The sequence below is a fragment of the Methylotuvimicrobium buryatense 5G genome, assembly GCF_000341735.1.
Lineage (GTDB): Bacteria > Pseudomonadota > Gammaproteobacteria > Methylococcales > Methylomonadaceae > Methylotuvimicrobium > Methylotuvimicrobium buryatense.
The window spans coordinates 2,361,697-2,383,548 of sequence record NZ_KB455575.1; the positions used below are offsets into that span (position 1 = coordinate 2,361,697).

General features: G+C 48.6%; 17 protein-coding genes. 2 read left to right on the forward strand and 15 right to left on the reverse strand.

The annotated features are described in order from the left end of the window. Positions 1-22: 22 nt before the first annotated feature. The 5 genes from METBU_RS0110425 to rluC all read right to left on the reverse strand — a co-directional run bounded on the left by METBU_RS0110425 (position 23) and on the right by rluC (position 3,673). Positions 23-694: a response regulator transcription factor gene (locus METBU_RS0110425; RefSeq protein WP_014149539.1), complete on the reverse strand. Its 672-nt coding sequence runs from the start codon at positions 692-694 to the stop codon at positions 23-25. A 13-nt stretch (positions 695-707) separates the two neighbouring features. After that, positions 708-974, reverse strand: a complete 267-nt coding sequence (locus METBU_RS0110430; protein WP_017840572.1) for a PepSY domain-containing protein — start codon at positions 972-974, stop codon at positions 708-710. Between the two features lie 109 nt (positions 975-1,083). Further along, positions 1,084-2,067 (reverse strand): signal peptide peptidase SppA, encoded by a 984-nt coding sequence (gene sppA / locus METBU_RS0110435; protein WP_017840573.1) that lies wholly within the window; start codon positions 2,065-2,067, stop codon positions 1,084-1,086. A gap of 9 nt (positions 2,068-2,076) precedes the next feature. Next, positions 2,077-2,724, reverse strand: a complete 648-nt coding sequence (locus METBU_RS0110440; protein WP_017840574.1) for an HAD-IA family hydrolase — start codon at positions 2,722-2,724, stop codon at positions 2,077-2,079. Continuing rightward, a complete protein-coding gene (rluC, locus tag METBU_RS0110445) occupies positions 2,717-3,673 on the reverse strand; it encodes a 23S rRNA pseudouridine(955/2504/2580) synthase RluC (protein ID WP_017840575.1) in 957 nt (318 codons plus the stop codon). Before rluC ends, METBU_RS0110440 begins: the two co-directional genes overlap by 8 nt. A gap of 514 nt (positions 3,674-4,187) precedes the next feature. Here rluC and METBU_RS0110450 point away from each other — a divergent pair. Continuing rightward, complete coding sequence (locus METBU_RS0110450) at positions 4,188-6,377, forward strand: Rne/Rng family ribonuclease (RefSeq protein WP_017840576.1); 2,190 nt, start codon at positions 4,188-4,190, stop codon at positions 6,375-6,377. A gap of 191 nt (positions 6,378-6,568) precedes the next feature. Here METBU_RS0110450 and dnaE read toward each other — a convergent pair whose 3' ends face one another. The 10 genes from dnaE to METBU_RS0110505 form a co-directional block, all read right to left on the reverse strand. Continuing rightward, complete coding sequence (gene dnaE / locus METBU_RS0110455; protein WP_017840577.1) at positions 6,569-10,063, reverse strand: DNA polymerase III subunit alpha; 3,495 nt, start codon at positions 10,061-10,063, stop codon at positions 6,569-6,571. Positions 10,064-10,466: 403 nt separating this feature from the next. Further along, complete coding sequence (gene rnhB, locus METBU_RS0110460) at positions 10,467-11,030, reverse strand: ribonuclease HII (protein ID WP_017840578.1); 564 nt, start codon at positions 11,028-11,030, stop codon at positions 10,467-10,469. Positions 11,031-11,032: 2 nt separating this feature from the next. Next, a complete protein-coding gene (lpxA, locus tag METBU_RS0110465) occupies positions 11,033-11,803 on the reverse strand; it encodes an acyl-ACP--UDP-N-acetylglucosamine O-acyltransferase (protein WP_026130148.1) in 771 nt (256 codons plus the stop codon). Positions 11,804-11,805: 2 nt separating this feature from the next. Next, complete coding sequence (gene fabZ / locus METBU_RS0110470) at positions 11,806-12,249, reverse strand: 3-hydroxyacyl-ACP dehydratase FabZ (RefSeq protein ID WP_014149549.1); 444 nt, start codon at positions 12,247-12,249, stop codon at positions 11,806-11,808. 71 nt (positions 12,250-12,320) lie between these two features. Further along, positions 12,321-12,836 carry an OmpH/Skp family outer membrane protein gene (locus METBU_RS0110475; RefSeq protein WP_017840580.1) on the reverse strand — a complete coding sequence of 172 codons (516 nt, stop codon included), beginning with the start codon at positions 12,834-12,836 and terminating at the stop codon, positions 12,321-12,323. A 108-nt stretch (positions 12,837-12,944) separates the two neighbouring features. Then, on the reverse strand, positions 12,945-15,227 hold the full coding sequence (bamA, locus tag METBU_RS0110480) for an outer membrane protein assembly factor BamA (protein WP_017840581.1): 2,283 nt from the start codon (positions 15,225-15,227) through the stop codon (positions 12,945-12,947). A 478-nt stretch (positions 15,228-15,705) separates the two neighbouring features. Next, positions 15,706-16,836 carry a cell division protein ZapE gene (zapE, locus tag METBU_RS0110485; protein WP_017840582.1) on the reverse strand — a complete coding sequence of 377 codons (1,131 nt, stop codon included), beginning with the start codon at positions 16,834-16,836 and terminating at the stop codon, positions 15,706-15,708. 376 nt (positions 16,837-17,212) lie between these two features. Further along, on the reverse strand, positions 17,213-17,587 hold the full coding sequence (locus METBU_RS0110495; RefSeq protein ID WP_017840584.1) for a YajD family HNH nuclease: 375 nt from the start codon (positions 17,585-17,587) through the stop codon (positions 17,213-17,215). 30 nt (positions 17,588-17,617) lie between these two features. Then, a complete protein-coding gene (locus METBU_RS0110500; protein ID WP_017840585.1) occupies positions 17,618-18,496 on the reverse strand; it encodes a ribose-phosphate diphosphokinase in 879 nt (292 codons plus the stop codon). A 1-nt stretch (position 18,497) separates the two neighbouring features. Next, on the reverse strand, positions 18,498-20,033 hold the full coding sequence (locus tag METBU_RS0110505) for a thymidine phosphorylase family protein (RefSeq protein ID WP_017840586.1): 1,536 nt from the start codon (positions 20,031-20,033) through the stop codon (positions 18,498-18,500). Between the two features lie 174 nt (positions 20,034-20,207). On the opposite strand from METBU_RS0110505, the gene METBU_RS0110510 reads away from it, so the two are divergent. Further along, entirely contained in the window at positions 20,208-21,797 is a 1,590-nt protein-coding gene (locus METBU_RS0110510; RefSeq protein ID WP_026130150.1) for a bifunctional aminoglycoside phosphotransferase/ATP-binding protein, read from the forward strand. The last annotated feature ends 55 nt before the right edge of the window (positions 21,798-21,852 follow it).

Sequence of the window (21,852 nt, forward strand, 5' to 3'; positions counted from 1 at the left end):
TCGTGGCATCGGTTCCTAATCACTATTCTTGCGGTATACGATAACCGCGCCCGCGCAATGTTTCGATTGGCTTACTTGTCCCGTCGGGATCAAGCTTTTTTCTTAAACGACCAATAAAGACTTCGATCACGTTGCTGTCCCGATCGAAATCCTCTTCATAGATATGTTCAGTCAATACCGATTTTGATATGACTTCGCCTTTACGAAACATCAGATACTCAAGTACTTTGTATTCAAACGCGGTCAACTCGAGCCTCTCACCGGATACCCTGACCTCTTGTGCGGCAGTATCCAGCTCGATATTCGCGTGCTTTAAAACAGGATGCGCCTTGCCTCCGGAGCGCCTAATCAAGGCGTTTAGACGAGCTAGCAACTCTTCGTAATGAAAAGGCTTGACTAAATAATCATCGGCGCCGGCTTCAAGACCTTCCACCTTTTCCTGCCAGCGGCTTCTTGCGGTCAAGATCAATATAGGAATAACCACCTCATCCTTACGCAAACGTTTTATCAATTCGATGCCTGAAAAATCGGGAAGGCCTATATCGACGATGGCCGCATCGACCGGGTATTCCTTACCCAAATAATAACCGTCACTGCCTTTATTGGCCGTATCGACGGCAAAGCCCTTATCGGTTAAGAATTTTTTGATTTGCTCGCACAGAATTAATTCGTCTTCAACGACTAAAATACGCATCGTTCACTTCCTTTTACCTATCCCTACCTAATAATCGCCCTGTTTCGGCATCGATACGCTGATATTGTATTCTGCCGTCGGGTGTCAGGATTTTTATGACATGAACCTTTCGGTCTTCAATCGATTCGGTTTTAGCGCCCAGCACTTTGACTCTGCCGTCTTGACGAACTTGCTTGGTCGCTTCATCCAAACTCACCATCGCAACCATAAATTCGCTTCCGAATGAAACCGAGACAGGTAATAATGCGGTCATGAATACCACTTTGATTAAATTTGTCATTGCTAATCCAGCACCTTAAATTAATATTCGCATTTTGCCTTAAAAGCGACCAAGGCAACGATGCAGACCGAGCTTAAAGGGTTCATCTGAACCCTTACTGAATAAAAGGTTATTGAATCAACATTTTTTCGCCGAAGACACCCAGCGACTTGCCGAATGACGCACCGATTCTACCCGCTAACTTATCGAGTAAGCGCTCGGGCGGCGTAAAATTAACCAATTTTTCGGCGCCGATGACATGCTTGGCAACATAATTTGCACTACCGAAATCGTCGGCCAGACCCAATTCAACCCCTTCTTTCCCGGTCCAAACCATACCTGAAAATATCAAGTCAGTCTCTTTTAAACGTGTTCCACGACCTTCTTTCACCGCATCGATAAATTGCTGGTGCACTTGGCCGAGCAACTTCTGCATATGCTGAATTTCTTCTTCATCTACCGGTAAAAACGGATCGAGCATGCCTTTATGTTCCCCGGACGTCAGTAGACGTCGCTCTACCCCCAGTTTTTCTAGCGTATCGACGAAGCCGAAACCGTTCATCAACACGCCGATCGAACCGATCAGGCTGGCTTGATTCACATAAATTTTATCGGCAGCCGAAGCGACATAATAACCGCCGGACGCACAGATATCCCCGACAACCGATATAATCGGCAAATCGGGATATTCTTTTTTCAATTGTCTGATTTCGTGAAAAATATAGTCCGACTGCACAGGGCTCCCACCCGGTGAATTGACATTCAGAATGATGCCGCGCGTGCTATTGTCTTTCGCGGCTTGACGCAGCCCCTTGATAATACGGTCAGCATTGGCATCCTTATCCTCGGCAATCATGCCGACCACGTCAATTACCGCGGTATGGCCCTTAACGTCCAAACCCATCCCGATGTCGTCCTTCCACTTTGGAAACATAATTGCCGCAAAAATGGCAACCAAATACAAAAAAGTCAGCATTTTGAAAAAAATGCCCCAGCGCCTTGCTCTTCTTTGTTCCGTTATCGCCGCAAAAGCTAATTTTTCTATCGCTTCCCGCTCCCAACCGTCTTTCCGTTCCGATTTTGCAACGGCCTCGCTGTCATTATTGCTTTCCACTTGTTAACCTCAAATAAATTCCAGTAATTGTGATGTTTGTGCCAAACTAAATAGAGGGTCGTATTGCCGCAACAGTTCCGGGCTATGCGCACCGCAAGCAACGGCCGCCGAAACTATTCCCGCATTACGAGCCATTTGCAGATCATGAATCGAATCGCCGACCATCAAGGCTCGTTCGGCCGGAATTTCGAGGCGATCGATAATTTCTTGCAACATGACAGGAGCCGGCTTAGACGCGGTTTCGTCGGCACAACGAGTGATGTCGAATAAATGCTCGGTTCCGGTTTGCATCAAAGCCTTCTGCAAGCCTTTCCGCCCTTTTCCGGTAGCCACTGCCAACCGATAACCACTCGCTTTCAGGACATTTAGCATATCGAACACGCCTTTAAACAAATCGGCTCTGCTCAGCTGTTTGGCAAAAAATGCTCGGCCGTAATGCTCGATAAACGTATTCATGGCGTCCTTATCCGCTTCCGGAAACAGTTGTCGAACAGCATTATCGATACTCAAACCGATCACATCCTTCGCCATTTGATCCTCAGGCACCTCAAAACGGCATCGAACAGCGGCATCCTGCAAACAATACACGATCCAATCGATCGTATTGACCAGTGTTCCATCCCAATCAAAAATAATCAAATCAAAGCGTTTACTCATTATTCTCGTTAATTAATGCTTCCATTGACTTCGGTACAGGCGCGGTAATCTGCAATCGCTGCCCGGTAACGGGATGGACGAATTCCAATCGGTAAGCGTGCAAAAACATTCGCTTAAAACCGATTTTTTTGAAGGCCTTATTAACCTCGAAATCTCCATAACGCTCGTCGCCGATGATGGGATGGCCTAGCCAGGCGGCGTGAACACGAATCTGATGTGTTCGTCCGGTCTTAGGTGACGCCTCGACCAAAGTCGCATTCGACAATAACTTAATGCGTCGAAATAAAGTTTCGGCTTCTTTTCCCGAACGACTCACTTCGACCATACGCTCGCCGCCTTTGTTGACATTTTTTTGCAACGGGGCTGTAACCACCAACTTTTTACGCGCCCAACGCCCCGATAAAACGGCCAAATAGGTTTTTTGAATATCGTCGCCACGAAACAGTTCATGTAGTTTTCGCAAAGCACTCCTTTTCTTCGCAATCAATAAACAACCGGAAGTATCCCTATCCAAACGGTGCACCAATTCTAGAAACGGTGCTGCAGGTCTTAATTGCCTCAGCCCTTCGATGACTGCCGAATCCAGTCCGCTACCGCCATGCACGGCAAAGCCGGACGGCTTATTGAGTACCAACAGCGCATCGTCTTCATACAAAATATCATGCTCGAGACTGTGTTTTAATGATTGCGGCACAAATGCGTCATTTTCGGTCTCGGCAACCCGTATTGGCGGAATTCTGACGACATCGCCCTCCTTCAAGCGATATTTCACATCCACGCGGCCTTTATTGACGCGCACTTCACCCTTTCGAACAATCCGATAAATCCGACTTTTAGGCACGCCTTTCAGCTTGGCAATCAAAAAGTTATCAAGCCGCTGATCGCAGTTTTCTTCAAATATTTCAATAAATTGAACGCCCGAATGCGTTTCTTGCTGTACTGGTTTCATTGAATAATGATACCAGTAAATTTTATGACATGATTCTTTAAATTGATGAGTGCCGTTAACATTGATATATTAGGCCAGTTTATACAACAAAAATAAAATAAACGCTCCCTCCGTCCGCCTTATGCGACTAGGAGCCATAAAAAATTATTCGCTGAACAGTTACTAAACGACTGTTCAGTCATTGGAATTTTGGGTTTTATCGTTCGACCCGTGATGAGCGAAATATAATAATTCCTGTTTAGGAAGGATTTTACAAGAAGACAGGCTTGCGCACACCTATTCGCATCGAATAAATCGTGCGGAATAAACAATGCAAATTCTTTTGCTTTTCATAACTTAAATGAATGAACGAAAGCAAGCGAGACCGCCAATCATAGGACGGCACAAACCCCCGTCCCGGCCTTAAAGGCCGCGGCATCGTATCAGCCCATACTGCGGTCATAACGCCGATGCGCAACCTGAAAGTCTTAAAAAAATTCTAAACATGGGACAGGAATAATCAAGGATACCTTAAATGAAAAGAATGCTTATCAATGCCACGCAACCTGAAGAACTGCGTGTCGCTTTGGTAGATGGTCAAAAACTTTATGATTTTGACATTGAAGTCCCTTCAAAAGAACAAAAAAAGTCAAACATTTACAAAGGCATAATTACCCGTATCGAACCCAGCCTAGAAGCCGCTTTCGTGAATTACGGCTCCGAAAAACACGGCTTTTTACCGTTTAAGGAAATTGCTCCGAACTTCAGGCAGCGCGCCGAAGGCGATGCATCCGAAGGCGGACGCGCATCTATCAAAGATCAAATCAAGGAAGGCCAAGAAATCGTCGTTCAAATCGAAAAAGAAGAACGCGGAAACAAAGGCGCGGCATTAACCACCTACATCAGCCTCGCCGGAACCTATTTGGTATTGATGCCGAACAACCCGAAAGCCGGCGGTATTTCCAGGCGCATTGAAGGCGATACGCGAAATGAATTGCGTGAAGTCATGACAGCGCTGGAGATTCCCGACACTATGGGCCTGATCGTCCGTACGGCCGGATGCGGCAAAAGCGCCGAGGAACTGCAATGGGATTTAAATTATCTGTTACAACTCTGGGAAGCGATCGAGCGTTCGGCTAGCGAGCACTCGGCACCTTTTTTGATATTCCAAGAAAGCAATGTCATCATTAGGGCCTTACGCGACCATCTACGCGGTAACATCGATGAAATCCTGATAGATAAGGAAGAAGCATTTCACCTGGTGCAAAAGTTTTTGAAACAGGTCATGCCGCACTTTTTGTCCAAAGCGAAACTCTATCAGGATTCGGTACCTTTGTTTAGTCGCTATCAAATCGAATCGCAAATCGAAATCGCCTATGGCCGCGAAGTATCGCTGCCATCCGGCGGCTCGATCGTGATCGATCATACCGAAGCATTGACCTCGATCGACATTAACTCGGCACGCGCGACCAAAGGCAGCGACATCGAAGAAACCGCTTTAAACACCAATCTTGAAGCCGCCGATGAAATCGCGCGTCAGTTACGGCTCCGCGATTTGGGCGGTTTGTTCGTAATCGACTTCATCGATATGATGGCCAATAAAAATCAACGCGCGGTCGAAAACCGTCTGCGCGATGCTTTAAAAATCGATCGAGCCCGCATACAAACCAGCCGTATTTCGCGTTTCGGCTTGCTTGAAATGTCCAGGCAACGGCTGCGTCCTTCATTGGGCGAATCGACGCAATTGATCTGCCCGCGCTGCAAAGGCCAAGGGACGATTCGTAATGTAGAATCGGTTGCACTGGCAGTGCTGCGCGTACTGGAAGAAGAAGCGATGAAACCCGGCACCGAAAAAGTCATCGCGCATTTACCGATCGAAAGCGCGACTTTCCTGCTCAATGAAAAGCGGCCCGCTATCGAATTGATCGAGTCTCGATTAAAAGTCGGCATCGTGATTCTACCGAGCAAACACCTGGAAACGCCGGCTTACACGATCGACCGGATCAAGGCCAAGGATGCCGTCGAGGAAAAGCCTAGCTATCTACAAATCAAGGAAGAAGATATTCCGCTTCCTGAATTCGCGCAACAGATCAAACCCAAAGCCGAGCAAGCGGCTATTAAGGAATTTTTACCCGATGCACCGGCGCCGGTACAAAATCGTAATACCTCGGCCAGCCTGGTTAAGCGCTTTTGGCAAAAATTGATCGGCGGTAAAGATGAAGCGCCACCCATGCCCCAACCAGCCAAAAAACAGGAGCGCAAAGAAGGCGAAGAAAGAATCCCAGGCAAAAAACGCGATAATAAACGCGGACCGGGAAGCCGGAACAACCGACCTAAAGGCCCCGCCGATAAGCGTGAAGCGAAACCTGCCGAGCGGCAAGAGATTATTCCTGAAGAAGTCGCTCAACAACCGGTTGAGTCGGACAAAACCACGAATGAAGCCATCGAACAACCGGCAAAAAAACCGCAATCCAGAAATGGAAGAAGAGGTCCGAATCGACGTCGCCCTAGAAACCCGAATTACAAAAAACCGGACTCTTCACAACAGAGCGAAATCAGCGGACCGAATGCGCCAACTCAAACCGATGATGGACCGAAGCAGGTAGAGCCCGCCAAGACACAAGACGATAAACCTCGCCGCGATCGGGAAGCCGCCCCCGCTAAACCGGACAACCATAACGACAGCAAACCCGTTGTTAAATCCGAAAGCGAATCGGACGCCTAAGCGCTTTAATTTCTTCTAATTTCACGGTTGCCAGAACCAAAATACCGGCAACCGTGATTGCTAAATTGCATCTTAAATTTCGGCATTAGCTCATGAAGGCGACGCCCCTCGGTAAACCCTACCTTCAATGAAACAACGATTTCCAGCATATAACCCCAAACATCCAGAAAAAGGGGCTTACCTTTCCCCTTTCACCTATATCTAACCTCAACAGCATCCACCCCCAACAAACGCCTTAGCCGCAAAACCAATTCATCCGAAGGATGCACCCGCCATTCATCGCCGAACTGTAGCGATGACTTAGCCGTTGCGGAACGATAACCAAACACAATAGGACAAGAGCCTCCCTTGAACGGTTGCAGCGTCTCATCGAGCTTATCGACAAACGCTTTCGCATCGCCCCCTTCAGCCGCATTCGCCCACTGCAACGCAAGACATCGGGCATATTGATTGCGCGCATCTTCGATACCGTATAACTTATCGACCGTAAGCCTCAGCATGCCGCTGAAATCATCGATAGCGACACCGCCTTCTGCAACCAGCAACGCATCCTTGGACAATAAATCGCGGTATCTCTCGTAAATGTCGCCGAAAATAGCGAGCTCAAGACGGCCGGACCGGTCATCCAAAGTCGCAAAACCCATCGTCTTACCGTTTTTATTTTGCCGCGTCCGCAATTCCACGACCAAGCCGGCAGTACGCGCCTCCATCTTGCCTCGCGTGCGCTCGACGTCGCCGAGTATTTTCGAAATATTGCCGTTGACGATATGCTTCAGTTCTTCTTCGTATTGCGTGATCGGATGCCCTGTCAAAAACAACCCCAAAGTCTGCTTTTCCGCGGCCAATCGCTCCGATTCGGTCCAAGGCTCGGCTTCAGTCGTGTAGACGTCTTCCTGTATTCTGTCATCTTCATCGGGCATGCCCAACCCAAACAAATCGTTTTGACCGGTTTGGGCCATTTTGCCGTGCTGTTCGGCCACTCGTAATGCAATAGGCAATTCCGCCAGATGCGCCGCCCGATTGTCATCGAATCGATCGAACGCGCCCGCCCTAATCAAGGCCTCGAGTACGCGACGATTAACCTTCCTCAAATCGACGCGCTTGCATAAATCGTACAGCCCCTTGAAAGGGCCGTTAGTTTCGCGCTCTTTTAATAAATCCTCGATCGCGGATTCGCCGACACCCTTGATCGCTCCGATTCCATAAACGATTTGGCCTTTGTCGTTGACCGTGAAACGATAATTCGAATCGTTGAGATCGGGCGGGCAAATCGTCAATTTCATCTCGCGGCATTCTTCGATCAAGACCACGACCTTATCGGTATTGTCCATATCGGAAGACAACACCGCCGCCATAAACTCGGCACGATAATGCGCCTTCAGCCAGGCGGTTTGATAGGCGACCAAGGCATAGGCCGCCGAATGCGACTTGTTGAAACCGTAGCCGGCGAACTTTTCCATCAGGTCGAAGATATAGGTCGCGACACCTTCCTCAATGTTATTCGCGACCGCGCCTTGCGTGAAAATTTCTCGCTGCTTGGCCATCTCCTCCGGTTTTTTCTTACCCATCGCTCGGCGAAGCATGTCCGCACCGCCGAGGGTATAGCCGGCCAGTTCCCGAGCGATCTGCATGACCTGCTCTTGATACAGAATGACGCCGTTGGTCGATTTGAGAATCGGTTCCAACATGGGATGGGCATATTCGGCTTTTGCGCCATGCTTGACATTGATATAATCGTCGACCATGCCCGACTCGAGCGGACCGGGCCGAAATAATGCCACCAAGGCGATGATATCGTCGAAACAATCGGGCTTGAGTTTTTTGATCAACTCTTTCATGCCGCGCGATTCCAACTGGAATACCGCAGTCGTTTGTGCTTTCTTCAATAATTCATAGGAGGCCGGATCGTCACGCGGAATCGTGCTAATATCGACGACAACCTCGCCCATTCGCTGCTTTTTTCGATTGATCGTCTCGAGTGCCCAATCGATGATCGTTAGCGTTCGAAGCCCCAAAAAGTCGAACTTGACCAGACCGACCGCCTCGACGTCATCCTTGTCGAACTGCGTCACTAGATTACCGCCGCCTTGCTCGCAATAAAGCGGCGTGAAATCGGTCAACTTGGTCGGCGAAATCACCACTCCCCCGGCATGTTTTCCGGCATTACGCGATATTCCTTCGAGCGATTTCGCCATGTCGATCAGCGTCTTGACTTCCTCTTCGGTCTCGTAGAGCTGCTTGAGATCGGGACTATCCTGCAGCGCTTTAGTCAGCGTCATGCCGATTTCGAATGGAATCAATTTTGCCAAACGGTCGACGAAACCGTACGAAAATCCGAGCACCCGTCCGACATCGCGCACCACCGCTTTTGCCGCCATCGATCCGTAGGTAATAATCTGCGCGACATGGTCGCGGCCGTAATGCCGCGCGACATAGTCGATGACCTCATCGCGCCGGTCCATGCAGAAATCGACGTCGAAGTCGGGCATCGAAACCCGCTCCGGATTCAAGAAGCGTTCGAATAATAGATCGAATTCGATCGGATCGAGGTCGGTAATTTTCAAGACATAAGCAACCAGCGAGCCGGCGCCCGAACCCCTGCCCGGTCCCACCGGAATCGCGTTATTCTTGGCCCATTGAATGAAGTCGGCAACGATCAGAAAGTAGCCGGGAAAGCCCATCTGCGTGATTACTTTCAGCTCGGTCTCGAGCCTGTCGTAATAAACCCGGCGGTTCTCTTCCTCGCTACCGGAACCGAAAGCCGGATGTTGTTGAAAGCGCTCTTCGAGTCCCTGACGGGACTCTTCGATCAGATAGTCATCGATCGTCATGCCTTCCGGAACCGGAAAGTCGGGCAAATAATTTTCGCCTAGCGTCAGCTCCAGATTACACCGCTTGGCAATTTCGACCGAATTTTCCAAGGCTTCAGGAATATCGGAGAACAGTTCCTGCATTTCTTCACTGCTACGCAGATATTGCTGATTGGTGTAATCTTTCGGCCGCCGGTTATCGTCCAAGACTCGTCCTTGATGAATACAGACCCTAACTTCATGTGCATCGAAATCTTCCGGCCGAAGGAAGCGCACGTCGTTGGTCGCGACGACCGGCAGATCCATTTGTTGAGCCAAATCGACAGCGGCCGCGACATAGCGTTCTTCCTCGGCTTTACCGACACGTTGCAACTCGAGATAAAAGGAATCCTCGAATAAAAGACTCCATTCCTCGGCCAGTCGTTTGGCCTCGTCGATATTTTCCGCAAGCAGGGCCCTTCCGATATCGCCGCGCATCGCGCCGGACAAGGCGATTAGTCCATTATGGTTATCGGCGATCCATTCGCGCTGTACCATGGGCACACCCTGATGCTGACCTTCCTGGTAAGATTTTGAAATTAATTCGGTCAGCGTCGTATAGCCATTAAGGTTTTTAACCAACAGCGTTAGACAATAAGGCGATGACGGATCGTCGGGATTGAAGATGTGCACATCGGCACCGGAAACGGGCTTAATTCCTTGCCCAAGCGCGGCTCGGTAAAACTTGACCAACGAAAAAAGATTGGATTGTTCGGTGACCGCGACGGCCGGCATGTTCATGTCGGCCAAGGCTTTAATCAGCGGCTTGATTCGAACAATGCCGTCGACCAGGGAAAATTCGGTATGAAGTCTAAGATGAACGAATGAAGGTTGCATGCGGGATTTACGGTTATCGCGCGGAGGCGCAGAGGCACGGAGATTTGAAGAAGCTTAAGCTCTGCTAGCCATGAACTTAGGATTCGGTCATAAATAACTTCCTGGAGTTATGAGCTTTGTCGAGGGTTCGGTAACTCGCCTGGCAGGACGCCGTGAATACGTCCATGTAGGCTTGACGACGGCTTTCCTTGCCGCCGACACCTGCCAATCGAGCAACCGAATCCTCCAAAAATAGGGGAGTTATTTTTCGCGAAATCCTTAATAACGCGAAAATAGATTTTATACCTTATTTCGGAGCCGGGTGAACAAGCCCATTTAGGTTCTATAACAGCATCTATAAGCTAATGCTGAATTTGAGTGCGATAGCTATAACTTAATCTCCGCGCCCTGCGCGAGATTAAAATTATTTAATCAAGGCCTTTACCGGAGCGAAAGATTTTCTGTGAAACGGCGTAATACCCAACTGCATTAATTGTTGCCGGTGCAATTCGGTCGGATAGCCTTTATGCAAATTGAAACCATAGCCCGGATAAAGCCGCTCCAAAAACAGCATTTCTCTGTCTCTAGCGACCTTGGCCAATATAGAAGCCGCGGAAACAGCCGGTACCAGCGAGTCGGCCTTGACCATGGCCTCTCCAGGCAAATCGATCGGGGGATAGCGATTGCCGTCAACGATAATCCAATCGGGAACCGGGTCGATCATGGCGATCGCTCTCGCCATCGCCAACAGCGCCGCATGCAGAATATTGATACGATCGATCTCGCTCGGTTCCGCCCGCGCCACGGCCCAGCATAGCGCATCCCTCTTGATGGTCAACGCCAGCGCTTCACGTTGCCTTTCGGAGATTTTCTTCGAATCTTTCAAGCCTGCAATCGGATTATCCGGGTCTAAAACGACAGCCGCTGCAAACACGGCACCCGCAAGACATCCTCGACCGACTTCGTCGACTCCGGCAACCCTTTGCATAGTTATCGTAGAATACCCCGAGTCACGTTCCTCAGGAAACTAACCATCGTCGACAACTCGTCGCTATCGCCGGCCATGCCTTCCATTTCCTCGATTGCATCCTCGAGCTTTAGGTTCATTTTATAAAGAATTTTATAGGCTTTTCTGATTTGCCGAACTGCCTCCGGCGATACGCCATTGCGTTCCATGCCAACCGAATTGATGCCATGCGGGCGCGTCGGGCGACCACCAACCATCACGAACGGAGGAATATCCTGAGTAATCGCGCTTCCCATCGCCGAAAAACTGTATTGCCCTATTTGGGTAAATTGATGGACCAGCGTAAAACCGCCCAAAATTGCGTGGTCGGATAAATGTACATGACCAGCCAACGATGCGCCATTGGCCATAATTACATGATCGCCGATTATACAATCGTGAGCGACATGCGTATAAGCCATAAACAGGTTATCGGAACCGATCTGCGTTACGCTCCGGTCTTGCAATGTCCCTCGATGCATCGTCACGAATTCTCGAATGACATTTCTATCGCCTATTTCAAGCCGGGTTACCTCAGAAGCATATTTTTTATCTTGAGGATCTTCGCCTATCGAGGCAAATTGATAAATCCGATTATCCTTGCCTATGCTGGTCGGCCCGTTGATGACGACATGAGGCCCTATGACCGTACCTGCGCCAATCGTGACATCCGGACCTATGATCGAGAACGGGCCGACAGTAACATCATCGGCTAATTGGGCGCGCTCGTTAATAACTGCTCTTAAATCTATCAAAATCAATTCACCGCTGCGGCACACATAATGTTGGCACTGGCCACAAATTCGCCTTCCACTTCAGCTCGGCAATCGAACGACCAAATATTGCGTTTACTTTTAACGAATTTGGCTTCCAGCATCAATTGGTCGCCGGGACTCACCGGTCTCTTGAATCTAGCATTATCGATACCCACCAAATAATAAGTCATACCTTTTCCCAAATTAGGATCGGTTTCCGACGCCAACAAGCCGGTCGCTTGCGCCAACGCTTCCAAAATCAGCACACCGGGCATTATGGGCAAATGCGGAAAATGCCCTTGAAAAAAAGGTTCATTGTAAGTCACGTTTTTAACGGCCAACAATCTGACGCCGGGTTCACATTCGACCACTTTATCGACCAATAAAAAGGGATAGCGATGCGGTAAAAATTCTTGAATTTGTAAAATATCTAGCTTGATAGACATGGATGATAAAGTGTGATTATGGGTAGGTATGTTTCCGGAAACTTTAGCCTTTTGCTCTCTTAACGTCTAAATTAATCGGGCATTGCAGACAGTTTTTGCTGAATTTGAGCAGTGACATCGACCGTTTCGCTCGCATAAATAACCCCTTCGGTCAGCAATAAATCGAAACTTTGGCTCTTGGCCAATTCGCGGATCGCTTCGACAATTTTGCGCTGTAATTTGCCCAGCTCTTCATTACGGCGAATATTGAAATCTTCGCTGAACTCTTGCTGACTTCTTTTAAATTCTCGTTGTTTATTAAGAATGTCTTTTTCCAGGTTTCTTCTTTCGGAATCGCCCATCACCGCAGCATCCCTATTCAATCTTTCCTCAAGGTTCTTGATATCGTTTTGCTGAGCGACAAGCTGCTTGTCCCTCGGAGAAAACTCTTGCTCCAAACGTTTTTTGGCTTTTTCGGCTTGAGGCGCCTTTTCCAGGACCGCCGGAATATTGACAAAACCGATCTTCAATTCCGCCCAAGCCATATTGGCGCACACCATATTGGCGCCCAATAGTAAACCCAAAAATAAAACAACTTTATTTTTCATTATCGAACTCGTAATTTAAATTAAAAATAGTATCCATAAACGGACAAGTCTGCGATGTAACCGTCAAATTATAGGTGATAACCCGCTTAAACCAAACATATACTTCTGTTAAAATCCGGAACCGAATGAAAACTGGAAGATTCTTTCATCATCGCCTTCTTGAAGATTCAGTGGTTTACCGGCACTGACCGCAATCGCGCCGAACGGCGACAGCCATTCTCCGGATATGCCGACCGAATAACGCATATCTCCTCCGATATTGCTAGGAGTGTCGGAAACCGTACCCACATCGAGAAAGGTCCCGAGCCGAACCGACTTGAGATCCTTCATGAACGGAATCGGAAAAAACACTTCGGCGCTACCAGCCACTTTGGTCGCCCCACCGAAAGGTCGTCCTTGCGAGTCTCGCGGCCCCAGCGTGTTATCGTTAAAGCCGCGCACCGAGCGCACGCCGCCGGCAAAATAATGTTCGAAAAACGGCAAACTATCGGTCTTGCCGTAGCCGTCGCCGTAAGCCAATTCCGCACTTAAGCTAAACGTTAAATCCTTCGCAATCGGAAAATATTGCTGCTGTTTATAACTGACTTTGTAATATTCCAAATCGCTGCCCGGAACCGTGCCTAACGCGGATAGTCGGTACTGGCCGCCATCGGTCGGAAAAATCGCGCGATTCAATGTGTCGTAGGTCCAACCGATCGACGGCGACAACGTGATAAAAGTATCGCCTTCCCTTTTCAGGAAAGCTCTCACTTCATTCGCTGTAAAGCCGGTTTCCTTGAGTGAGGTATGTCTAAGATCGATATTGAAGTTAAGCCGGTTAAATTCGCTAAGCGGAATACCGAAATTAGCGCCGATATTCGCGACGTCAGTCAAATAGCTGGATATATTCGCCTGCTGAGCATCGGTGGTCCGATAACCGATATCGTAGCCGAGACTGACGCCATCCAACGTAAAATAAGGATCGTAAAAACCGAAGCGGTAATTGGTCGAAATATCGCTGTTGTTAAATGCCAAATTAAGCCGCTTACCGGAACCGAAAACGTTATCCTGGGAAACGTTGGCATTAACGATAATACCTTGTACTTGCGAGAAACCGATACCGGCCGTCAAATTACCGGCCGGCCTTTCGGTGACCGAATAATTGACGTCGATCTGATCGGCGGTGCCGGAAACGGGCGGCGTTTCAACATTCACTTCTTCGAAATAACCCAAACGTTCGAGACGCACTTTCGACCGTTCGATCTTGCTCGTCGACGCCCAACTCGACTCCATTTGGCGCATTTCACGGCGCAACACTTCATCGCGGGTCTTGGTATTGCCTTGAAAATTGACACGATTGACATAGACACGCTTACCCGGATCGACATAAAAGGTCATCGCAACCGTTTTATCGGTATCGTTTATTTCAGGCACCATGTTGACATTCGCAAACACATAACCCTCATCGCCTAATCGATCGGAAATCGCTTTCGAGGTTTCGGTCGCATTCTTGCGGGAAAAAATTTCGCCCGGCCCCACTTGCACCAAGTTAACCACTTCTTCGGGATCGATGATCAGATTACCGGCAACCTTGACTTGTTCCAGCATAAACACATCGCCTTCCTTGACGTTGACGGTGATATAGATTTCTTTTTTGTCGGGTGTAATCGCAACTTGCGTCGATTCGATCGAAAAATTGATATAGCCGCGATCGAGATAATACGAACGCAGCCGCTCGAGATCCGCCGCTAATTTTTGTTTCGAATATTGATCGTCTTTCGTATAAAACGACAATAAATTGCCGGTGCTCAATTCGAAATTATCGAGCAAATCGGCGTTGTCGAAGGATCGATTGCCGACAATATTGATTTCCTTAATTTTCGCTACCCGGCCTTCGGAAATATTGATGCGAATACCCACGCGATTGCGGGTCAACGGAGAAACTTCGGTATCGATTTTAAGGCCATATTTACCGTGACTAAAATACTGGCGGCTCAATTCTTGCTCGACCTTCTCGAGCATTTGTTGATTGAATACCTTGCCCTCGGCAAGCCCAATATTATTCAAGGCCTTGAGCAAGTCTTCGGAGCTAATATCTTTGTTGCCTTCGAAAATGATTTTAGCGATCGATGGCCGCTCCGTAACATTGACGATCAGCGTCGAACCTTCCCTCGCCAGCGAAACATCCTTAAAGAAACCGGTTTTAAATAAGGCTCTAACCGCATCGGGAATCCTATCCTCGGATAAAAATTCACCGACATTGACCGGAAGATAATTGTAGACAGTACCCGCAGAAATTCGCTGCAAGCCGTTGACCTGAATATTATCGACAACAAACCCATCGTCGCCTTTAACCGCTTGGGAAACAACCAGAAACAGTATGAAAAGGCGCGTAAAAGTCTTTAAATTCATGAAGAGGAATGGAAGCATCGATACGATTTAGCTAAAGCGCGATTATATCACAGGAGTTTGAACATCCATATTGCCGAAAAGTCATCATTTTTTCTGTAAATTTAATGACTTGATACGTTGAATCGCTATAAATCGAGACAAATTTCCTTATATTCCAATGAGTCATTAACTAAAGTTATTGTAAGACGAGAGGTTGAATAAGCGGTTAGCAGAGAATAGAGAATAGAGAATAGAGAATAGAGAATAGAGAATAGAGAATAGAGAATAGAGAATAGAGAAATGATGCGGATTTTCAACTACTTGTCAAGCGCCACCTTTCACCTTTCACCTTTCACCTTTCACCTTTCACCTTTCACCTTTCACCTTTCCCCTTTCCCCTTTCACCTTTCACCTTTCACCTTTCACCTTTCACCTTTCACCTTTCACCTTTCACCTTTCACCTTTCACCTTTCACTACTCACCATTCACTGCTTACTGCTTACTGCTTGAGATAGTAATCCGACTGCATTTCGATCAATCGCGAAACCGTTCGTTTCAGGAAAAATGCGCGTATGTTTTCGTCATAGAGCTCCCTTGCCGCAACCTCGGCACTGCAAATCAGAATGACTTTATGAAAATACAAAGCATCGACCAATGTCGAAAAACGTTTGGCCTCATCATGATTATCAAAACCGAATCGCGGAATGCCGGATAAAATGACGACTCTGAAGGCTTGCACGATTTTCAAATAATCGGCCGGCCCTAACGGCTGCCTGCACATCTCATCGAAGGTGGTCAACGCCACCTCGCCATGAGCGGCCCGCATTACGACATTTCTACCCAACACCTTAAGACTGCAAGGCTTCAGCGGTGCGGAATGGGTCAGTGCGCGGTAACACTGCTCTAAAGCCGAAGCCGCATATTCGTCGAGCGGGTAAAAATAGGTTTTTTCAGCGCCGTGAAGTCGCGTCAATCGATAATCGTGCTTGGCAACGAGCTCGACGACATCCGCCGAAGCCTTCAATAGCTTGATGAACTTTAAAAACAGCTCCGGAACCAATCCGGCTTGATATAAATCATCGGGATGCCGGTTTGAAGTAGTGACGATTACAGTACCGAGCTCGAATAAACGACTGAACAGCCGATCCAATATAACGGCATTGGCGACATCGATCACATGAAACTCGTCGAAACAAAGTAGCTTTGTCGAGGCATTAATTTCGTCAGCCAGAGCATGAATGATGTCCTGTTTTTTTTCCAAACGCCAGCGATGAGAGAACTCATGAACTTCCAATATAAAAGTATGGAAATGAACCCGACGTTTTTCCTGAATAGGACAATGGTCGTAGAACAAATCCATTAACATCGACTTGCCCCGTCCTACTCCACCGTAGATATACAAACTCTTGCAAGGTTTTCCGCGCGTCGAAGGCAACCTCAAAAATCCTGACCGATCTTCGGTAGTCAATTTGTCCAGCATTTCCTGAAGGTAATGCAATGCCTCGACCTGGGCCGGATCATAGTCGATAAGGCCTTGCTCTACTCGCCACTGGTATTCGATTAGCAACGATTCACCGGCAACGTGCTTAGCTTGAGCCGGAGTCATTTTGCTTAGGAATTTTTTAAACATGGGATGGCTTTTAAAAACCGACTGGGTTTTCTCGACAAGGTGAACCGATTATCCTGAATTCGGTAATTTATACCTTTCGCACTTCAAATTTCGGCGATGCTTAAGGAGGCGCCGGGGTGAGCGGTAAAGGCTTTGCCAGCATGAATGCTGGCATAGAGCCTACATGGACGTATTCACGACGTCCTTTGACGATCACCCCGGTGCCGAATTTTGATCCACGATGGGTACAACCATGAAGCTCATGGAGCATTTCTAGGAACTGCCTTAACCGAACAAAAAAGCGCTTTCTCAACATCGCAAAACAAGGACGCTAATACCGAAACTTGAAGTGCGATAGAGATAGCCGCGCTCCGGTCAACCTGTAAAGCAGTCTGCATTACTGCTTTCCTTTCAATAAACTCTCAAGATTCGCGAAAGGATTGAAAGTTGCGGTTTTACCGCTATCTTTGGCTGAACCGGTATTGTAATGAGCGTGCTCATAGCGGGCATGTTCGTTGTCATGGCAATACAGACACAATAACTCCCAATTGCTGCCGTCCGCAGGATTATTATCGTGATTGTGGTCCCGATGATGAACGGTCAATTCTCTGACATTGCTATGATCGAATTCCCTCGCGCAACGCCCGCAAATCCACGGATACATTTTCAACGCTTTTTCGCGGTAGCCCTTTTCTCGTTCAGCCTGACTACGGCGCGCATCGAGAACGATTTGATCGAGTTTGGTTTTATCCAATGGTTTTTTCGTAGGCATAAAATCACCTGATTATTAATACTGTTGTGACTATAAAATCGACCGGATCGCATCACTCAACAACGCATCGAGTTTGATACAAGATGTCGGATGTTCAATGCTGTCCGTACTCCAAATTTCTTTGACGCCTGCCGCGCGAATATGCGACTCGGCATCGCCGCAAAACAACGGATGCGTGATCGCGGCATAAACGGCACGGGCGCCGGCGTTTTGCAACAAACCGATCGTGCGGGCTAGTGTTCTTCCGGTACTGGCCATGTCATCAATGATAACTACCGATTTGCCGCTAAACTCCGCTTCCGGCAAGGTAATATCGACTTCTCGGTCGCCGCGTCTGATTTTATCGGCTACCGCATAATCGAAACCGATTTGCGAGGCAATACCGGATACCCATTGTTCGGATTCGCTATCCGGTCCGAGCAGCACCGCATCACTTAACTGCCGGCGCAAAAAATCGCCAATCGCACCGGCCGCGGAAAGACAAACCGCATTTGCAAGCGGGATCGCCTGATGTAAATGAGAAATACGGTGCAGATGCGGATCGACCGTTAGAACATCATCGAACAAATCAGCCAACATCCGGCCGACAATGCGCTGACTGACAGCCTCGCCGGGACGATTAGCGATATCCTGGCGCATGTAACAAAGATATGGCGCCACCAAGGTAACTCGCTTAGCGCCCAACTCCCTTGCTGTCCGAGCAAACAGCATTAATTCGATCAATTTGTCGTTCGGCTGGTCGAGACTTCGGCAAACGATAACATGTTCGGGTAACACTGCCGGAAGCCGAACCAAACTTTCGCCGTCGGGAAAACGGTGCAATTCAATGAGTTCGAACGGGGTTTCAAGCCTGCAAGCCAGTCTCTCGGCTTGTGCGCAATAATCGGGAAAGGCCAGTACCAGCATCATATTAGAAAGCCACCAACGGCTTCAAAACATGCTCCTCTACGCCGATACGATAACCGTTATCATCGGCCGCTAGCGTTTTCGCGAATTTAAAATCCGCCGAAAAGCCTGCATAGACCCGATAAATCGGCTCGCCTTTCTGCACCCTGTCGCCGATTTTTTTCAACAGATCGACGCCGGCTTTTTTATCCATCGGTGCGCCGGCAATCCGGGCAATCTTGGCCATTTGAAAATTATCGATATGGGTCACAATGCCGTCTTGATCTGCGCAGACTTCGTGACATAAAGTGCCGGGCGTAAAGTCTATGGTTTTGGCACCTTGAGCCTGTATCAAATCGTTCATTTTGGCGAGTGCCCGACCCGAATCGAGAATATCGCGCGCAATCGCATAGCCCTGCCCGCCTCTAACATCGGGATCGAACTCAATAATCCTTCCGGCTAATTGCAGCGATTTTTGGCGCAAATCGAACGGCGCATCGGGATTGTTTTCCAGCACCTGCATGATATCGCGCGCCTCGAGCACCGGGCCGATGCCGCGTCCGACCGGCTGGCGGCCGTCGGTAATCATGACTTCCAAATGAATATTGAGTTGATCGCCGACAAATTCGAATAACTTGCGTAAAGCAAGCGCCTGGCGCATGTGCCGAACTTTTGCGGTCGGCCCGACCGGAATATCGACGATCAAATGCGTGGAACCCGCCGCCAATTTTTTCGACAGAATAGAGGCCACCATTTGCCCTTGAGAATCGATCCCGAGCGGGCGCTCGACCGAAATTAGCAGATCATCGACCGGCGCCAGTTTTGCGGTGCCGCCCCACGCTAAACAGCCACGTTCCTGACGTACGATATCATGTAAGCGTTCAGGCGGTAAATTAACTTCAGCCAAAACCTCCATCGTATCGGCGGTACCGGCCGGCGACGTAATCGCCCGGCTCGACGTTTTCGGTATCAACATGCCGTGCGCGGCGACAATCGGCACGACCAACATCGAAGTTCGATTACCCGGTATGCCGCCGATACAATGTTTGTCGGCCACCAGCGACTCGTGCCAATTCATGCGCTCGCCCGAATCCAGCATTGCTCGCGTCAAATACAAGAGTTCGTCTCGGTCGAGATTGTTTTGGCCGGTCGCAACCAAAAAAGCCGCCATCTCCATTTTCGAATAGCGTGTCTCGGCAATATCCTTGGCAATACTAGTAAAATCATCCTGACTCAAGCGTTCGCCGTTAATCTTTCGGCGCACGGCATCCATCGACACGGGCGGCTCGGCATGTTCCACCGTAACTAATGCGCCTTCGTCAATATTGAGTTTTTGGAAAGCTTGCTCGGAAAGACCCAGCTCGCCGGAATGCACGATGGAGCTATCGTCCACAACATTGAGCACTGCCAACAGTTTGTTGCCGTTCGCGCAAACCTTGATTTTCGACAACGCCTGAAAACCCTCGGCTCGGTAAAACGCGCATTCCCGGTTTAAATAAGCGACGTTTTCATGATACGTATCGATGCCGATACGGCGGATTTGTAACGTGTCGTTACTCATAAAGAGTCTAAATTAAAATAAATTCGCCTGATAATGCTTGTTGCAACAAACAATGTCAACCTAAGCCGATAAACATTAACCTCGAACAAACCCTTAACCGTATGGCAAGGACAAAGGATTGCCCTACTTGAAATTAACGGTATCATACAGAAAAAACTGCTTCGGGCTTAACCCATGAATTCACCCCCTCTCGAAACTCGATTGATCCCTTCACTCCTCAACAGCCGAGCATACCCTCATGCAAGCGCTACGATTGAATTATTGGAAACGCATATCTCCTGGATACTGCTGACCGGCGAATTTGCTTATAAAATTAAAAAACCGGTCGATTTCGGATTTCTGGATTTTTCGACCCTCGAAAAACGCCGCTTTTGTTGCGATGAAGAATTACGGCTCAACCGCCGTTTTTCGTCATCGCTTTATCTGGACGTCGTTCCGATAACGGGGAGCCCCGAAAAACCCGAGATGGGTGGGACAGGAATGGCAACCGAATATGCCGTAAAAATGCGGCAATTCGATCAGCAAGGACTCATGAGTATGCGCGCCGAAAATGGCCTGCTTTCAACCGACGATATCGACGGCATCGCCCGAATCGTCAGCCGATTTCATAACGACACCGAGACGACAGCCCCTGAATCGCCTTATGGCGAGCCGGACGACATAAGGCATTGGAGTGAAGAAAACTTTCACCACATCGAACCGTTGCTAGACGACGCATCGGAAATTCGCCGACTGAAAAGCCTGCACACCTGGACCCGGAACGAATGGCAACAGAAGGCCGAACTCATGCAGCAACGTAAACGCCAAGGCTTTATCCGGGAATGTCACGGAGATTTACACTTGGGCAATATCGCGCTGATCGACGGCCAGGTGACGCCCTTCGATTGTATTGAATTTAACCCGATGCTGCGCTGGATCGATGTCGCCAGCGAAATGGCCTTCATCTTCATGGACTTGATTCACCGCCAATTCGAAGCATTGGCATGGCGACTGCTCAACCGTTATCTGCATCAAACCGGTGATTATCAAGGTTTAGCCTTACTGCGCTATTATTTGGTTTACCGAGCCTTGGTACGCGGCAAGGTGGCATTGTTGAGAATGCAACAAGACTCCGACCCAAGTAACCGCAATAGCATAAAGGCAGAATACCAAGCCTATGCCGATTTAGCCGAGCGCCATATTCAAACGCCACGACCAATGTTATTAATCACACATGGCTTCTCGGGGTCAGGCAAATCCTTTTTTGCCGAAAAACTGGCCGAACAACTCGGAGCAATCCATCTCCGCTCGGATATCGAACGCAAACGCCTTTATGGTTTCGCTCCTCAAGAATCAACGAATTCCGAGGCGGGAGGCGGCATTTATAACACTGAAGCAGGCGAGATTACCTACCGGCATTTGGCTGATACGGCTCACGCCATACTGAATGAAGGGTTCAGCGTGATCGTCGACGCCACCTTTCTTAAACAAACCCAACGCGCGGAATTTATTGCATTGACCGAAAAAACCGACGCATTGCTACTCATCTTGGATTTTAAAGCAAGCCAAAAAACCTTGATCGAGCGTATCGACTCTAGGCAAAAACGAGGCACCGATCCCTCCGAGGCCACACCCGACATCTTACAACGACAGATAGACTCGGACGAACCTTTAACGGAACCGGAACAAAACATGACCATAACGGTCGACACCGAAAACGAATCGGCTTTTGAGGATTTATTCGCGGCGATACAGACTTTAGGAATTGGTCATAAGGAGATTTGATCGTAAATAACTTCCCTATTTAAGGAGGGTTCGGCTGCTCGATTGACAGGTGTCG

Coding starts and splice junctions, on each gene's coding strand:
- METBU_RS0110430 (WP_017840572.1), bottom strand. CDS start 974: ATGACAAATTTAATCAAAGTGGTATTCATGACCGCATTATTACCTGTC.
- fabZ (WP_014149549.1), bottom strand. CDS start 12,249: ATGTCTATCAAGCTAGATATTTTACAAATTCAAGAATTTTTACCGCAT.
- METBU_RS0110510 (WP_026130150.1), top strand. CDS start 20,208: ATGAATTCACCCCCTCTCGAAACTCGATTGATCCCTTCACTCCTCAAC.
- METBU_RS0110450 (WP_017840576.1), top strand. CDS start 4,188: ATGAAAAGAATGCTTATCAATGCCACGCAACCTGAAGAACTGCGTGTC.
- rnhB (WP_017840578.1), bottom strand. CDS start 11,030: ATGCAAAGGGTTGCCGGAGTCGACGAAGTCGGTCGAGGATGTCTTGCG.
- dnaE (WP_017840577.1), bottom strand. CDS start 10,063: ATGCAACCTTCATTCGTTCATCTTAGACTTCATACCGAATTTTCCCTG.
- METBU_RS0110505 (WP_017840586.1), bottom strand. CDS start 20,033: ATGAGTAACGACACGTTACAAATCCGCCGTATCGGCATCGATACGTAT.
- rluC (WP_017840575.1), bottom strand. CDS start 3,673: ATGAAACCAGTACAGCAAGAAACGCATTCGGGCGTTCAATTTATTGAA.
- zapE (WP_017840582.1), bottom strand. CDS start 16,836: ATGTTTAAAAAATTCCTAAGCAAAATGACTCCGGCTCAAGCTAAGCAC.
- METBU_RS0110475 (WP_017840580.1), bottom strand. CDS start 12,836: ATGAAAAATAAAGTTGTTTTATTTTTGGGTTTACTATTGGGCGCCAAT.
- bamA (WP_017840581.1), bottom strand. CDS start 15,227: ATGAATTTAAAGACTTTTACGCGCCTTTTCATACTGTTTCTGGTTGTT.
- METBU_RS0110440 (WP_017840574.1), bottom strand. CDS start 2,724: ATGAGTAAACGCTTTGATTTGATTATTTTTGATTGGGATGGAACACTG.
- METBU_RS0110500 (WP_017840585.1), bottom strand. CDS start 18,496: ATGATGCTGGTACTGGCCTTTCCCGATTATTGCGCACAAGCCGAGAGA.
- METBU_RS0110495 (WP_017840584.1), bottom strand. CDS start 17,587: ATGCCTACGAAAAAACCATTGGATAAAACCAAACTCGATCAAATCGTT.
- METBU_RS0110425 (WP_014149539.1), bottom strand. CDS start 694: ATGCGTATTTTAGTCGTTGAAGACGAATTAATTCTGTGCGAGCAAATC.